The sequence below is a fragment of the Bradyrhizobium centrolobii genome (genome assembly GCF_001641635.1).
GTDB classification, from domain to species: domain Bacteria; phylum Pseudomonadota; class Alphaproteobacteria; order Rhizobiales; family Xanthobacteraceae; genus Bradyrhizobium; species Bradyrhizobium centrolobii.
In genome coordinates this window covers 68334-84059 of record NZ_LUUB01000051.1, presented here as the reverse complement: position 1 = coordinate 84059, position 15726 = coordinate 68334, and the positions used below count along the sequence as shown (strand labels likewise).

The 15726-nt window shown below is 66.1% G+C and carries 13 protein-coding genes; 2 read left to right on the top strand and 11 right to left on the bottom strand.

The annotated features are described in order from the left end of the window. Positions 1 to 4 precede the first annotated feature (4 nt). Together fdhD and AYJ54_RS13945 are read left to right on the top strand one after the other, a co-directional pair. Positions 5 to 832 carry a formate dehydrogenase accessory sulfurtransferase FdhD gene (gene fdhD, locus AYJ54_RS13950; RefSeq protein ID WP_063699717.1) on the top strand — a complete coding sequence of 276 codons (828 nt, stop codon included), beginning with the start codon at positions 5 to 7 and terminating at the stop codon, positions 830 to 832. Then, entirely contained in the window at positions 822 to 1055 is a 234-nt protein-coding gene (locus AYJ54_RS13945) for a formate dehydrogenase subunit delta (RefSeq protein WP_063699474.1), read from the top strand. Before fdhD ends, AYJ54_RS13945 begins: the two co-directional genes overlap by 11 nt. Here AYJ54_RS13945 and AYJ54_RS13940 read toward each other — a convergent pair. The 11 genes from AYJ54_RS13940 to AYJ54_RS13890 all read right to left on the bottom strand — a co-directional run bounded on the left by AYJ54_RS13940 (position 1030) and on the right by AYJ54_RS13890 (position 15657). Continuing rightward, positions 1030 to 3999 (bottom strand): bifunctional [glutamine synthetase] adenylyltransferase/[glutamine synthetase]-adenylyl-L-tyrosine phosphorylase, encoded by a 2970-nt coding sequence (locus AYJ54_RS13940; protein ID WP_063699473.1) that lies wholly within the window; start codon positions 3997 to 3999, stop codon positions 1030 to 1032. The genes AYJ54_RS13945 and AYJ54_RS13940 overlap by 26 nt on opposite strands. Further along, positions 3996 to 5456 (bottom strand): sensor histidine kinase, encoded by a 1461-nt coding sequence (locus AYJ54_RS13935; RefSeq protein ID WP_063699472.1) that lies wholly within the window; start codon positions 5454 to 5456, stop codon positions 3996 to 3998. The genes AYJ54_RS13940 and AYJ54_RS13935 overlap by 4 nt, the downstream gene beginning before the upstream one ends. After that, the gene (locus tag AYJ54_RS13930) at positions 5440 to 6120 is read right to left on the bottom strand and encodes a response regulator transcription factor (RefSeq protein ID WP_063699716.1); all 681 of its coding nucleotides are present in this window, start codon (positions 6118 to 6120) and stop codon (positions 5440 to 5442) included. The genes AYJ54_RS13935 and AYJ54_RS13930 overlap by 17 nt, the downstream gene beginning before the upstream one ends. A 272-nt stretch (positions 6121 to 6392) precedes the next feature. Further along, positions 6393 to 7967: a Do family serine endopeptidase gene (locus tag AYJ54_RS13925; RefSeq protein WP_063699471.1), complete on the bottom strand. Its 1575-nt coding sequence runs from the start codon at positions 7965 to 7967 to the stop codon at positions 6393 to 6395. A gap of 220 nt (positions 7968 to 8187) precedes the next feature. After that, positions 8188 to 9531: a methyl-accepting chemotaxis protein gene (locus AYJ54_RS13920; RefSeq protein ID WP_063699470.1), complete on the bottom strand. Its 1344-nt coding sequence runs from the start codon at positions 9529 to 9531 to the stop codon at positions 8188 to 8190. Positions 9532 to 9635: 104 nt separating this feature from the next. After that, complete coding sequence (locus tag AYJ54_RS13915; RefSeq protein ID WP_063699715.1) at positions 9636 to 10118, bottom strand: cytochrome c-type biogenesis protein; 483 nt, start codon at positions 10116 to 10118, stop codon at positions 9636 to 9638. Between the two features lie 5 nt (positions 10119 to 10123). Further along, on the bottom strand, positions 10124 to 12106 hold the full coding sequence (locus tag AYJ54_RS13910) for a heme lyase CcmF/NrfE family subunit (RefSeq protein ID WP_063699469.1): 1983 nt from the start codon (positions 12104 to 12106) through the stop codon (positions 10124 to 10126). Further along, positions 12103 to 12594: a cytochrome c maturation protein CcmE gene (gene ccmE, locus AYJ54_RS13905; RefSeq protein ID WP_063699468.1), complete on the bottom strand. Its 492-nt coding sequence runs from the start codon at positions 12592 to 12594 to the stop codon at positions 12103 to 12105. The genes AYJ54_RS13910 and ccmE overlap by 4 nt, the downstream gene beginning before the upstream one ends. Before the next feature lie 37 nt (positions 12595 to 12631). Then, positions 12632 to 13753: a c-type cytochrome biogenesis protein CcmI gene (ccmI, locus tag AYJ54_RS13900; RefSeq protein WP_063699714.1), complete on the bottom strand. Its 1122-nt coding sequence runs from the start codon at positions 13751 to 13753 to the stop codon at positions 12632 to 12634. A gap of 131 nt (positions 13754 to 13884) precedes the next feature. Next, positions 13885 to 14154, bottom strand: coding sequence for a hypothetical protein (locus AYJ54_RS13895; protein WP_063699467.1), 270 nt, complete (start codon positions 14152 to 14154; stop codon positions 13885 to 13887). 99 nt (positions 14155 to 14253) lie between these two features. Next, positions 14254 to 15657: a hypothetical protein gene (locus AYJ54_RS13890; protein ID WP_063699466.1), complete on the bottom strand. Its 1404-nt coding sequence runs from the start codon at positions 15655 to 15657 to the stop codon at positions 14254 to 14256. Positions 15658 to 15726: the final 69 nt, after the last annotated feature.

Here is a 15726-nt window from a genome sequence, read left to right as displayed (position 1 = left end):
CGGCATGCACGTCCCGGTCCAGGCCATCGACCGCGAGATCTGGCGCGACGGCGCAGCCTCCGAGGGAACGCGTCTGATCCCGGAGGAAACGCCGCTGGCGCTGACCTACAATGGCGGCACCTATGCCGTCATGATGGGGACGCCGCAGAACCTGGAAGACTTCGCTGTCGGCTTCAGCCTGAGCGAAGGCCTGGTCAGGTCCGTGGATGATATCCAGTCGCTCGAGGTGGTCCGCCTCGACGACGGGATCGAGCTGCGCATGTGGCTGGCATCGGAGGACGCCGGGCGCATCAGCGAGCGCCGGCGGCACATTGCGGGCCCGACCGGCTGCGGCATCTGCGGCATCGACTCGATTGCCGAAGCCGTACGGCCTGCGGCTGTCGTGACGCAGGGGCAGAGCTTCACGCCGGAGCAGATCATGGCGGCGATGCAGGCCATCGCGCCGCTGCAATCGATCAACCTGCAAACCCGTGCGGTCCACGCGGCGGCGTTCTGGTCGCCGTCGAATGGCATCGCAGCCCTCCGCGAGGACGTCGGCCGCCACAACGCGCTCGACAAGCTCGCAGGCGCACTCGCGCGTAGCCGGACGGATGCAAGCGGCGGCATGGTGCTGCTGACGAGCCGCGTTTCGGTGGAGATGGTGCAGAAGACGGCCGCGATCGGCGCGCCGGTGATGGTCGCAGTCTCCGCCCCCACCGCGCTTGCGGTCCGCACCGCGGAAGCCGCCGGCATCACGCTGATAGCCATTGCCCGCCAGGACGGGTTCGAAGTGTTTTCGCATGGCGGCCGGGTTGTCGCTCGCCATGCCACGGAGGTTGCAGATGTCGCCTGACCGCCTGATCTACATGGCCAACCAGATCGGCAAGTTCTTCCAGAGCCAGGGCCATGACAAGGCCGTGCCGGGGATCGCCGAGCACATCAAGAAATTCTGGGATCCGCGGATGAAGCGCGCGATCTTCGCCCATCTCGATGCCGGCGGCGCGGGACTGGAGCCGAACGTGCGCGAGGCCATCGCCTCGCTGAAACAGACTACTGCCCTTCCAACAGCGCCGTGAACACGCGCCGCACCTCGCTCTGCGTCTCCTTCACCCGCGCCTCCAGCGCGGAAAAATCCGGCGCGTCGCCGGCGCGCGCCATCACGCGCTGAAGGTCGACGCCGGCCGTCTCCGGCTTGAAGCGGTCGCTGACGCAAAGCCGCAGGATTTGCGTCAGGTCGTGATAGAGCCGCGCAGCCGCGCGCAATATCTCGGCTTCCGATTGCGCGAGTACGCCGAGCTTCGCGGCATTCTCCAGCACGTGCATCGTGCTGACGTCCAAAATCTCGGGCTTGTCGTGGGCGTGCACGAGCTGGAGGTATTGCGCGATGAAGTCGATGTCGACCATGCCACCGGCGGCATATTTGACATCCCAGTAATCGGTCTCGCCCTTCTCCTGCGCAATCGCGCGGCGCATGTCGGCGACGTCGTTGGCGATGATCGCCACGTCGCGGCGACGCGTCAGCACCTCGCGGATGACGCGCTCGATCCGCTGGCGGAACTCGGGCGATGCCGACACCACGCGCGCGCGCGTCAGCGCCATGTGCTCCCAGGTCCAGGCCTCATTGGCCTGGTAGTCGGCGAACGACGCGATGCTGGATGCCACCGGGCCGGCGCGCCCCGACGGTCGCAGCCGCATGTCGATCTCATACAGCACGCCGTAATTGGTGCGCGTGGTGAAGGCGCTGATCAGGCGCTGGGTGAAGCGGGCGAAATAATGCGCCCCCTGGAGCGATTTGGCTCCGTCGGAATCCGGATTTTCGCTGTCGAAATCGTAGAGCAGGATCAGGTCGAGATCGGAGGACGCTGTCATCTCGCGGCCGCCGAGCCGGCCCATGGCGATGATCGCGGTCTCCTGCCCCTGGATCCGGCCGTGCTGGGCAGCGAAGCGGTCAGCGACGAGGCCATGCACGGTGTGGACGATGCCTTCGGCGACGTCGGCAAAGGCCGTGCTCGCCTGCTGTGCAGAGACGGTGCCGGAGAGAATGCGCGTGCCGATCAGGAACAGGCTCTCCTGCCCGAACAGGCGTAGGCGATCGAGGAACTCCTCGTAGGAGTCGGCATCGCGCACCGTCGCGGCCAACCGCGCCGATAATTCCTGCTTGTCCGGCATCGCGCCGAAGAAGCGCGGATCGATCAGGCCATCCATGAGCTGCGGCTGCCGCGCCAGCATCTCGCCGAGCCGCGGCGCCGCGCCGAGCACCAGCGCGACGAGCGCGACGAGATCGCGGTTCTGGCTCAATAGCGTGATCAAGCGCCCGCCACGCTGCAGCGCCTGGAGGAAATGATCGAAGGCCGCGACCGCGCGATCCGGCTCCTCGGCGTGCGCAAGGCCGTCGATCAGGGCCGGCACGAACTCGACGAAGGCGCTTCGCGTCTGCTCGTTGCGAAACACGCGATAATCACCGGTGATCCAGTCGCGCACGGTCTGCGCGAGGGCGGCCGGCTTCTTGAAGCCGAGCATGGTCAGGTGCTGCAACAGGCGCGGATCCTCGGGACCGGCGCGGTAGTCGATGGCCGGCAGTTTTGCCGTGCCGGTCGGGTCGTCACCCTCGAACAGCTTTTCGTAGTGCCCCTGGACGATCTCGAGCTGGCGCAGCAGATCGCGGGCAAAGGCCTCGCGATTGGCATAGCCAAAGAACCAGGCAAAGCGTTCGACCGCCTCCTTGTCTTCGGGAAGCGCATGGGTCTGCTCGTCGGCGATCATCTGGAGGCGGTGCTCGACGCGGCGCAGGAATTCATATGCCTTGGTCAGCTCGTCGCGCGCCTCATGGGTGATCCAGTTGCTGGAGGCGAGCACGTCGAGTGCTGCGAGCGTCGGCCGTACCCGCAATTCCGGATGGCGACCGCCGGCGATCAATTGCTGGGTCTGCGCAAAAAACTCGATCTCGCGGATGCCACCGCGGCCAACCTTCACATTATGGCCTTCGACCGCGATCTCGCTCTGGCCGCGATAGGTCTGCATCTGCCGCTTCATGTCGTGCACGTCGGCAAGCGCGGCGAAGTCGAGATGCTTGCGCCAGACGAAGGGGGCGATCTCGGCCAAAAGCGCCTCGCCTGCCCCCGAATCGCCGGCGCAGGCGCGTGCCTTGATCATGGCGGCGCGTTCCCAGGTCCGCCCTTCCCGCTCGTAGTAATTCAGCGCGGCGTCGCGCGAGATCGCCACTTGCGTCGAGGACGGATCGGGGCGCAGACGCAGGTCGACGCGGAAGACGTAGCCGTCGTAAGTGCGCTGCTGCAGAATGCGCGCCATGCCCTGCGTCACCCGGACGAAGAACGGCTGCGGTTCGATATCCGGCGCCAGCGTCGTGGCGTCGGGATCGAAGAACACGATGAGATCGATGTCGCTGGAATAGTTCAGCTCGCCCGCGCCCATCTTGCCCATGGCGAGCACGATGAGGCCGCAGCCCTCTTCCGGAGCCTCGGGATTGGGTGGCGAGAGTTTTCCACGTGCGGCTTCCTGCCGCAGCAGGAACTGGAGCGACACCTGCACCGAGGAGACCGCGACATCAGTCAGAGCCGCCGTCACCCGCATCACCGGCCAGACTCCGCCGATGTCGCACAGCGCGGTCAGAAGCGCCGCCTCCGCCTTCATGCGACGAAGCAGCCGCATCACCTCGGCTTCATCGGCCGCGGCAAACACCGCACCCCTCGCCTCCTCGATCAGCGTCGCCAGATGCGCGTCAGGATCGCATTGCAGGAGCCGGATCAGGCGTGCCGGATCGGTGCGAACCAGTTCGAACAGATAAGGCGAGAATTCCGCGATGCCGGCCAGGATATCCCGTGCGAAAGGATGGGCCAGCAGTCCCGAGATACTGGCCGATTGTGCCGGCTCGAGCTCGGCCAGCCAATTCCCAAGGCGTCGTTCGTCGGTTGCGGAAGCGGCAATATGGGGAGCCTGCGCAAAACGCGCGACCAGGCTCTCACCAGTCTTGTCCGCGTTTCCCGGCGCGGAGTGGTTCATGCTACCTTCTGTGGCACATCCTGCATTGGAGGAGCAACCCTGTCGCCCGCACCCGCGCGGGCCGGCAGGACCAGCGTGGCGACGAGTCCGGGCTGGGCATCGCCCAACCGCAATTCACCGCCATGCAATGTCGCGACCGCCGACGCCAGGCTGAGGCCAAGGCCGGAGCCCGGCAATGTGCGGCTTGCCTCCAGCCGCACGAATCGCTCGACGACATGCTTGCGGTCGCCTTCGGGGATGCCGGGGCCGCGGTCGGTAACGCTGAGCAGCACCTGATCGCCCTCGCGCTTTGCCTCGATGTTGATCTGCCGGCTGTCCATGCTGACCACGGTTCCCGCAGCCTGGGTTACCGGCTTGCCGTATTTGATCGCATTCTCGACCAGGTTGGCGAGCGCCTGGCTGATCAGTTCGCGGTTGCCGTGCACCGGCGCGGCCTGCGTCTTCACCTTCAGAATCATACCGTCGTCTTCGGCCAGCGGCTCGTACAGCTCGTGGATGCCGTTGGCGACCTCGGCGGCATCGAAGTCATCCATATTGCCGCGCGCCTGGCCGGATTCCGCACGCGCGATCATCAGCAGCGCATTGAATGTGCTGATCAGCCCGTCGGATTCCTCGATGGTCCGCTCCAGCGCCGCACGGTAATCGGCCTCGCAGCCCGATTTCGCCAGCGCCTCCTCGGCACGGTTGCGCAAGCGTGTCAGCGGTGTCTTGAGGTCGTGGGCGATATTGTCGGAGACCTCCTTGAGGCCCGCCATCAGCGCCTCGATCCGCTCCAGCATGGCGTTGAGATTTTCGGCGAGCCGGTCGAGCTCGTCGCCGCTGCGGCCCACCGGCAGCCGCTCGCTGAGATCGCCGGTCATGATGCGCTGGGCAGTGCCGGTCATCGCGTCGATGCGTGTCAGCACGCGCCGGGCCACGAAGATGCCACCGCCAAGGCCCAGCACAACGACGATCAGGATCGACCATTGCGCCGCCTTTGCCACGATGCCGAACAGCCGGCGGCGCTCGTCGAGATCGCGGCCGATCAGGAGACGGAAGCCATTGGACAGCTCGGTGACGCGCACCAGCGCGCGGTGATCGCGATCGTCCGCGTCCTCGATCCGCCGATACGCCGTCTCGGACCAGCCGGGCGTCGCCATTACGCCGGGCGCCAGCGAGCCGACATTGCCGGCGATCGCCTGCCCCGTCGGGGTGGTCACGAGATAGAGGTTGGCGCCCGGCCGCAACGCCCGGTACTCGATCGCGCGCGCGAGGCCGAACAGGCCGCGGCGGATGTAGATGTCGTTGATCTCGGTGGTTTCGACGTTGACCGTCTGCGTGATTTCCTCGGTGATCAGCCGGCGCGTGTTCCAGGCGAAATAGGCGAGCAGCGACGCCGCGAACATCGCAAACAGCAGCAGATAGACCAGCGTCAGCCGGAACGCAGTGGTGCGGACGAGTTTACCGAATGCCGTCACGGATCATGTACCCCGCGCCGCGGATCGTGTGCAGCAGCGGCCGATCGAATCCCTTGTCGATCTTGGAGCGCAGCCGCGAAATGTGCACGTCGATCACGTTGGTCTGCGGATCGAAATGATAGTCCCAGACGTTCTCTAGCAGCATGGTCCGCGTCACCACCTGGCCGGCATGCTTCATCAGATATTCGAGCAGGCGGAATTCGCGCGGCTGGAGCGTCAGCTCGTCCTTGCCGCGAGCGACACGATGGGACAGCCGGTCGAGCTCGAGATCGCCGACGCGGTAGACCGTGTCCTCGGCGGGACCACCGCGGCGGCGCGACAGCACCTCGACCCGAGCCAGGAGCTCGGCGAAGGAATACGGTTTCGGCAGATAGTCGTCGCCGCCGGCACGCAGGCCCTTGATGCGGTCGTCGACCTGCCCGAGCGCCGAGAGGATCAGCACGGGCGTCGATTCACCCTTGTCGCGCAGGGCGCCAATCAGCGACAGGCCGTCGCGCTTGGGCAGCATGCGGTCGACCACCAGAACGTCGTAGTCGCCGTTCTCGGCCATGGCGAGGCCTTCCTCGCCGTCGCTGGCGTGATCGGCAATGTGGCCGACCTCGCGAAACGCCTTCACGAGATAGTCGGCGGATTCGCGGTCGTCTTCGATGATGAGGAGGCGCATCGTGCGGTCGGCGGCGGTCAAGGAGGTCAACCTTCTATGAGCATGGCGCGAGCGGCGGTCGCATGCAAGCCGAGCGAAAGTGCCTTGGGTAGGGAAAAAGGCGGGCGGTGAAGCTGGGGGGACCTCACCGCCCTAGACCCTTCCGACGGAGGGGGGCGTATTCCACCGGAAGGTAGAAATGGGGAGCGAGCATTGCGCTGCTCCCCGGAAGGGCGTCGGCGGCGGGGGCGACTAATGCCAGCGACACCCTTCATCTCGTAAGCTCCTGAGGCTCAGCCCTTGGCAAGGGGCACCGCGACGAAGCGCGACTGGCCGCCACTCTTGACGCGCATCAGGACGCTATTCTTGTTGTCGGTCCGCGCCGCATTGATCGCTTCGCGGACGTCGCCGGCAGTGCTCACGCTCTTGCCGCCGACCTCGAGGATCACATCGCCCTCCTTGAAGCCGCGTTCGGCCGCGGCGCTCTTCGGGTCGACTTCGGTAACCACGACGCCGTCCTTGCCGGCGCCGGCCACGGAGTTCGCGGGCGCAACCGTCATGCCGAGCTTGGGCACGTCGGTACCGCGGCTCGCACCCTTGCCGCTGTCATTGTCGGTGTCGGACTTGGCCTCGACCGTGCTCGGCAGCTGGCCGAGGGTGAGGTTCACGACCTTGTCCTGGCCCTTGTGCAGCACGTTGAGCTTCACGGTCGCGCCGGGCGCCATGCCGCCGATGGTGCGGGCGAGCTCGCGCGCATCCTTGACGGATTCGCCGTTGACCGCGGTGATCACGTCGCCGGACTCGATGCCGGCCTTGGCAGCCGGGCCATCCTTCTGCGGCTCCGCCACCAGCGCGCCCTCGGCCTTCTTCATGCCGAGGCTGTCGGCGATGTCGGCCGTCACGGGCTGGATCTGCACACCGATCCAGCCACGGCTGACCGAGCCCTTGTCCTTGAGCTGGGCGACCACGTTCTTCACGGTGTTGGCCGGGATCGAGAACGCGATGCCGACGCTGCCGCCGGAGGGCGAGTAGATCGCGGTGTTGACGCCCATCACCTCGCCATCGGTGTTGAAGGCCGGACCGCCGGAATTGCCCTTGTTCACGGGGGCGTCGATCTGGATGAAATCGTCATAGGGACCGTTGCCGATGTCGCGCCCGCTCGCCGAGACAATGCCCGCGGTGACGGTGCCGCCAAGGCCGAAGGGATTGCCGACCGCGAGCACCCAATCGCCGATCCGCGGCTTGCCGTCGGCAAGCTTGGCGAACGAGAAGTTCGAGCCGCCCTCGACCTTGATCAGGGCGAGGTCGGTGCGCTGGTCGGTGCCGATCACCTTGGCGGTATAGGTCTTGCCGTCGTCAGTCGTCACCTCAACCTTGTCAGCGCCGTCGACCACGTGGTTGTTGGTCACTGCAAAGCCGTCGGCCGAGATGAAGAAGCCGGAGCCCTGGCCCTGCACGACGCGGCCACGGCCGCCCTTCATGCCCGGGAAGCCATCCGGACCGCCGAAGCGGCGGAAGAAGCGCTCCATCGGCGAGCCCGGCTGGAACGGCGAGGAATCGTCGCCGTCATCGTTGCTCGCGGACTTTTCCTTGATGTTGACCTTCACTGAGATCACCGACGGCTTCACCCGCTCGACGATATCAGCGAAACCGATCGGGCGTTCGACCTTCCGGACCTCGTTGTTGACCTGCGCATGAGCCGGGCTCGAGAATAGGTCGGCCGGCGAGGTCGACGGGCTGAAGCCATAGACAGCGACACCGAGGCCGGCGACGACCGAGGCCATCAGCGCGATTTTACGGGCCGAGAAAACCGACCGGCGCGACTGCCGGTAGGACGGTAGGTTCGAAAGATCGGGACGGTCGTTCATGCAGAGGTCTCCAAGGCCTTGAAATCCTTTTGGTGCCAGGTAGCGGCATCTTACGCTCCTGAAGATGGGGGCTTCCGCCTTACCGTGCGCTGGCGGCGGGGTTAAACTTTCGTAATGAAGGGGCCGCCTGGATGCGGCAGTTTAGCGCAGGTCAAAAATCGTGGTAGCACAGGAACTTAACCGGGTTCCCGTGACGGGAACGAAAGTACCTTGCCGATTGTCAACCCGCCCTGACGCTGACGATGAATTCGTCGACTTCGCGCTTCAGGGTCTCGGCCTGCTGCGACAGGTCGACAGCGGAATCGCGTGCCTCGGCGGCCATGCGCCCGGTCTCCGCCGATGTCGAGGTGATCTGGACAATGTGGTTGGAGACGTCGAGGGTTCCCCGCGCGGCATCCTGCGCGCTGCGCGTGATGTCCTGTGTCGCGTTGCGCTGCTGGGCGGTGTCGACCTCGATGCCGGACATGATCGACGAAATCTCCGACAACGTCCTGGAGATGCCATCGATCGCGCCGCGCGTCTCCGCGGTGATGCCCTGGATGCTGGCGACGTGGGAGGTGATTTCCTCGGTGGCCTTGCTGGTCTGGTGCGCGAGGTTCTTCACCTCGGAGGCGACCACCGCGAACCCCTTGCCGGCCTCTCCTGCCCGCGCCGCCTCGATCGTGGCGTTGAGCGCGAGCAGGTTCGTCTGCGACGCGATGGCCTGCACGAGTTGCACGACCTCGCCGATCTTGTCGGCGGCGTCCGACAGCGTGTGAATGGTATCGCGGCTCTTCTCCGCCTGGGCCGCAGCGCCCTCGGCGCGCTGGGTCGCCTCCGTAACCCGGCGGCTGATCGTCCCGATCGAATCCGTCATCTCTTCGGCTGAGCCTGCGACCGTCTGGACGCTGGCGCTGGCCTGGCCTGCGGCGCTCGCCACCGCATTGGCCTTGCTGCTGGTGTCGTTGGCCGCCCGTGACAACGTCTCGGCGTTGCGCTTCAGGTGCACGGCGGAGGACGCCACGCTGTCGACGACGCTGGCGACGAGCTCGTTGAAGCCCTTGATGCGGGCGTCGAGATACGTCGACCGCTCGGCCTGGTGCTGCGCTTCCTGCAACTGCCGCGCGGTGAGCCGGCGCCGCTCAATCCCGTTGGTTTTGAAGACCTCCAGCGCGCTTGCCAGGAGGCCGATCTCGTTCGAGCCGCCCAACCCCGGAACAGGCGTTTCGAACTTCTGGTCGGCGACCTCGCGCATGGCATGCACGATCGCCGCCAGCGGACGCAAAATACCGTTGCGCACGGCAAACCAGGTCGAAAGACAGATCGCAAAGGCGATGACCGTGATCGCGCCGCAGGCGACCAGGAAATAGGAGAATGCGGCCTGCGCCTGCTGGTAGATCTGCATCGCGTGGTCACGCGAGGGGCCGCTCAGGGCGGCGAAATCGGACGACAGGCTGGTGATCTCGTTGTTGAGATAAAGCACCGCGACAAATCCGGTGCCTCCGCCGATGCCCAGCAAGAACAATAATGCGGCAACGACGGCTCCAACCAGGAAGCGGATCGTCAGGTTGCTGTTGGCGAACATCGGAGAACTCTAAGTCTGGAATCGAATCTCGCGACAAGCTTCCAGACAAAGGTCAACAGAGCATGAAGCACACTGCGCTGCACTAGCTACGTATCATTACGTAGCTAGTGCGATGCCGCGTCGTCGGACATCAGGGCGGCGAGCCGCGCCTTTTCGTCGGGCGTGAGCGGCGGCATTGGTACATCTGCACCATTCTGCGAACGACGCCGAATCTGCAGCCACAGCGCCAGACCGCCTCCGGCGAGCAGGACCGGTGCGAGCAGCCAGAGCAGCAAGGTCTGCCGCTCAAAGCGCGGCTTGAGCAGTACGAATTCGCCATAACGCGCGACCAGGAAATCGAGCACCTGCGAATTGCTGTCGCCGGCCGCGATCCGCTCGCGCACCAACAGCCGCAGGTCGCGCGCAAGCGGCGCCTCGGAATCGTCGATCGACTGGTTCTGGCAGACCATGCAGCGCAGCTCCCGCGACAATTCGCGCGCGCGCGCCTCCTTTGCCGGATCGGCCATGATCTCGTCGGGCTGCACCGCGCGGGCCGCCGGCGACCCTAGCAGCGCGAGTGCGATGAGCGCGACAAACATCCGGCGCATGGCGATCACTCCGCCGGTTGCAGGCGTTGCTTCGCCCGCGCCGGTTTCGGCGCACCGACGCGCAGGCGCCGGTCGGACAACGACAGCATGCCGCCGAACGCCATCAGCACCGGTCCCCACCAGATCAGCAGCACGAAGGGCTTGTGATAGATGCGCACCGCGACGGCGCCCTCGGCGGTGACGTCGCCGAGCGAGATGTAGAGTTGGCTCGCGCCGCGGGTCAGGAGCGCAGCCTCCGTCGTCGAGGAGCCGCGGGTGGTGAAGCTGCGCTTCGACGGCGTCATGGTGCTGAGCGCCTCGCCGTTGCGGCTGACGTTGAACTCGGCGATCATCTCGCGGAAGTTCGGCCCCTGGCGCTGAAACAGCCCGTCGAGCTTCAGATCGTAGCCGGCGACATGCGCGACGTCGTTCTGCTTCATCGTCGCGATATACTCGCTGTTCCAGGTGGTCTCGCAGACGATGCCGATCAGCGCGACGCCGAGGCCGGCATGCGCAAACGCCGTGCCCCAGGCCGAGCGCGGCAGGCCGCGCGCCCGGTGCAACGTCGCCGCGAACGGCAGGCGGAACAGGCCGGTCCGTTCGGCCAGGTCCGTGACGGCGCCGGCGATCACGAAGATTCCAAGGCCGATCGCCAGCGGCGCGAGCGCGCTGCCGCCGCGCGCCCAGCCCCAGGCGATGGCGACGGCGACAAGTCCGGCGACGCCTGCCGCAAGCAGGCGCTGGGTGACGCCGAGCAGATCGCCACGCTTCCATGCCAGCATCGGCCCGAACGGCACGGCAAGCAGCAGCAGCGCGAACAGCGGAACGAAGCTGAGATTGTAGAAGGGCGCGCCGACCGACATCTTGAAGTCGGCCAGCACCTCCATCGCCAGCGGATAGAGCGTGCCGAACAGCACGACCGCGCAGGCCACCGTGAGCAGCAGGTTGTTGAGCACCAGCGCCCCCTCGCGCGAGATCGGCGCGAACAGGCCGCCCTGCTTCAAGGCGGTCGCGCGCCCCGCGAACAGCGACAGGCTGCCGCCGATGAACAGGCAGAGGATCAGGAGAATGAACACGCCGCGCGTGGGATCGTTGGCGAAGGCGTGGACCGAAGTGATGACGCCCGAGCGCACCAGGAAGGTGCCGAGCAGCGACAGCGAGAAGGTCAGGATCGACAGCAAGATCGTCCAGACCTTCAGCGCGTTGCGCTTCTCCATCACCAGCGCCGAGTGCAGCAGCGCCGTGCCGGCAAGCCACGGCATCAGCGAGGCGTTCTCGACCGGATCCCAGAACCACCAGCCGCCCCAGCCGAGTTCGTAATAGGCCCAGTAGGAGCCCATGGCGATGCCGAGCGTCAGGAATATCCAGGCCACCAATGTCCAGGGCCGCACCCAGCGCGCCCAGGCCGCGTCGATCCCGCCCTCGATCAGCGCCGCGATCGCGAAGGAGAACGAGATCGAGAACCCGACATAGCCGAGATAGAGCATCGGCGGATGCACGGCGAGACCGATGTCCTGAAGCACCGGGTTGAGATCGCGCCCCTCGATCGGCGGGTTGGCGATGCGCAGGAACGGATTCGAGGTCATCAGGATGAAAAGATAGAAGGCGCTGGCGATCCAGGCCTGCACGGCGAGCACATGCGCGCGCAGCGACAGCGGCAGATTGTTGCCGAAGATCGCGACCAGCCCGCCGAACAGCGCCAGGATCGACACCCACAGCAGCATCGAGCCTTCATGGTTTCCCCACACGCCGGTGATCTTGTAGATCAGCGGCTTCATGGAGTGCGAATTCTCGTAGACGTTGGCGACGGAGAAATCCGAGGTCACGTGCAGCATGACCAGCGCCGTGAACGACGCGCCGACGAACAGAAGCTGTGCCAGCGCGGCGGAGCGCGCCACGTTCATCAGGGCGGGATCGCGCAGCCGTGCGCCGATCAGCGGCACGAAGGACTGGATCAGCGCCAGCCCGAGCGCCAGCACCAGGGCGTAATGTCCGGATTCAGCGATCACCGCACCGCTCCCTGCGAATTGCCCTGCGCCGTCGTTGCTGCAGGCTTGGCACCGTAGTCGTCCTTCCAGTGCCCCTGCTTCTTCAGGGCGTCGGCGACGTCCTTCGGCATATAGGTCTCGTCGTGCTTTGCGAGCACCGTGTCGGCCTTGAACACGCCGTTGGCGTCGAGCATGCCTTCTGCAACGACGCCCTGCCCTTCACGGAACAGGTCCGGCAGGATGCCCTTGTAGGCAACCGGCAGCTTCGCGTTGCCATCGGCGACTTCGAAGGTCACCGCGAGATTGTCGCCGCGCCGGAGCGAACCGGGCTGCACCAGCCCGCCAAGACGGAACCGCTTGCCCGGTGCGACGTGCTTCTCCGCGACCATGCTCGGGGTCGAGAAGAACACGATGGAGTCGCGCAAGGCGTTGAGCACGAGCGCGGCGGCGAGCGCGAGCACGGCGAGCGAGCCGCCGATGATGGTCATACGTCGCTGCTTGCGCGTCATGGCGTGTCTCTTCTCCGCTCGTCCCGTCCCGCGATCGTCATCCGTCGAGCCCGAGATTCTTCAGGCCTTCGTTGAGCTGGCGCAGCCGCTCGGCGTCATTGGCCACCGCCTGACGGGCGTCGGTCGAGGCGCCCATCGCCTTGTCGCGATCGCCCATCACGAGATAGGCGCGCACCAGACGCAGCCAACCGTCGACATCGTCGCCGTTCTGCTTGAGGCGGTTGGCGAGACGCTCGACCATGCCGCGGATCATCGCGCCACGATCGCCCTCGTTCATGTCCTTCGCGGCCGCCATCGTCTCGTCCGACAGCGCCGGTGCAGTGCTGCCGCCGCCGACCCGCGCGAGCGAGGATTGCACCAGGGGGCGCCACGGCGCATCCGCCGGCGCCTTCGCAAGCAGCGCGCGCCAGATGTTAGCCGCATCGTCCTTGCGGCCGTCCTGTTCGGCGGCAAGCCCAAGGAAGTAGTTCGCCTTGGGATCTTCGGCGTTCAAGGCATGCGCGCGCTCGAATTCGGTCTTGGCCTCGGCGGTCACCACGCCGCCGGCAGTGGCCGTAAGCGCTTCGCCGAGGTCGGACCTGCGCTCCGCGCTCTCGCCATTGTAGGTGAGCGAGTTGCGGTAGGCGCGCACGGCATCGTCATAACGGCCGAGCCGCTCCAGCACCGGCGCAAGCACGTTCCAGCCGCGTCCGTCGGTGGGATTCTTTTCCAGATGCTGCTCGACCTGCACGACGAGATTCTCGAGCGACTGCGCCATGCCGGGCGCGCGGTCCCGTTGCGCCAGCGGGAAGTCCTGAAGCCGGGGCGAACCGAGCGGCATGTAGACTGCGATCGCAACGAGCGGTAGGCCAACGAGTGCGAGCACGGCCGCGGCGCGGCGCCATTTGAGGTTCGACCTCGGCGCAGGCGCAGTCTCGCTGCCAGCGGCGGCAAGCAGCCTGCGGCCGATCTCGACGCGCGCGGCCTCCGCTTCCGGGGCCGCGATCAGCCCGATCGCAAGGTCACGCTCGATCTCGGCCAACTGGTCCTTGTAGACGGCGACCTCGCTGCCTTGATTTTCAGTGTCTTGCCGCTCAGCGCGACCGCCACGGCCGAGCGGCCAGAGCACGGCGAAAATCGCCGCGACCGTCATCAGCGCGAACACGAACCATAGTGTCATCAGGCAAGCTTCCGGCAGCGCGCGATCCGCGCCCATGGCTGGCTTTACACCACGGCTGGACGAGGCGGCAATTGACAATTGTCAATTTGGCGCGAGCGGACGTAGTCTCTAAACAGAGGAAATCCAACGGCTTAGCCGATCTCGAAGTCCGCGCTCTGGGCGGCATCCTCGCCGCGCCCGTTGAGGGCCTTCAGGAAATATGTTCCCGGCTTGATCGTGTCCGGCAACCTGATGCGCAACGCACCGACGGGAACCGGGGATGCAATTGTCGTAACAGGCTCCGGCAACTGCCGGCCGCTCGCCTTCTCGACCAGGACCACCTTCGCCCTGACCATCAATCTCCGATACGTCGCCGAGATCACGCGATTCTCGAGTTCAACAAAGCTGATAATCGGTTTCATGCGCCCACAGATAGAAATTCCCATAATGTGCACGAAACCGTACGGTCCGTCACGGGCAGCGTCAACCTGAAATTGTGGTTACAAAAATATGCGCTTGGATCAGCTTGCCCGCGACGATTTGCGCTCGCCGGTCAACGCGTTTTCCGCGGCCCGGCTCATCAGCGACGCGTAGTCGTCGCCGAACAGCACCTCGCAGAAGCGGATCGCGGCCTGCACCTGCTGCTGCCGGTAGGTGCGGACCTTGTGATCGGCGGCGCGCAGGGACTGCACCAGCGATTCCGTCGACCGCTCGACATATTGCTGGAGGTCGGAATAGGTGCGCAGCGTCACCTCGTTGATCGCTAGTTCGCTCGCATAGTTGCGGCAGGTCGCGACGAAATCGATCAGCGCCGCGGCCTCCTCCACCTCCGTGCCGTCGATCCGCGCACCAGGCGGAATGTCCTTCTCGGCGCGCTGGCGCAAGATGCGGCGCACGCGGCCGGGAACGCTGTCGATCTCCGATTGCAGCGCGTTGGAGATGTCCGCCCGGATCGAGGTCAACTGCTTGCCCCAGGCGGAATCGTTGCGCAGGTCGAGCTCTGTGCGCAGGCCGCGCACGCCATCGTGCAGCGCCTTCAGATTGTCGGCGACCGTGTCGAAGCGGCCGCGCTTGATGTCCATACGCAGGACGGCGGCGAGGCATGAGAGGTCGTGCAGCGCGATGGTGACCGCCACGCCATACGGCGTCGCCGCGACCCGGATCTCGTCGTCGGAAGCGGCGATCTTGACGGCGAGGCGGATGATCTGCCAGGGCGCGGTCATCCGCTGGATCACCATCGAGAGCGCAAAGGGCAGCATCTGCGGCGTCTGGAGGGCGGGGATGTTGAGCGCCGCCGTCACCGCCGCGATCTGGGGATCGCCGAACGTGCGCAGGAAGCGCGGAAGCTTTTCGTTGAGGGTCGCGAGGGCCTCGCGAACCCCGAGCACCGCGCCGATCGAATAGAGATCCTCGATCACGTTGGGCGCGCCGACGCGGGCAAGCGCACGCGACTTGTCGCCGCCGCCCGGTCCAACCAGCTCGGCGATCGCGTCGGACGCCACCGCTTGCAGCTTCTCGGCCAGGGCTTCGACCGGGCCGGCATTGTCGCTGCTCGGCAGGCGCGCCAGCGTGGCCTCGAACTCACTCACCTTGGCCGGAGCACCGTCGCGGCCGAGCCACTGCCAGATCGGCTGCAGTGAGGAACGGCGGATCTGCCCGACCCGTATCGGCGCGCCGGCCTCGACGAAGAATGGTTCCAGCGGCTGGAACAGCAGCCTCGACAGATCGTCCGTGCGCGGCGGCGCGGCCTCGTCGGCTTCCGTCTTGCGCACGATCTTGCGCAGCTGCTCGAGCACAAGCGTGGCGACCGCCGTGTCCTGGCCGCGCTCCAGCGCGCGCTCGAACTCGCGCATCAGCAGCGCCTGCGATTGCGGCGGGAGCTGCGCGAGATATTCTCTCAGCCGCTCGATCGATGTCTGGCTCATGCGCCCGGTATGCACGGTAAGATGGCGGACTTGGGATGCGTCCGGGCGCGATCATAGAAGGAGCCGCCT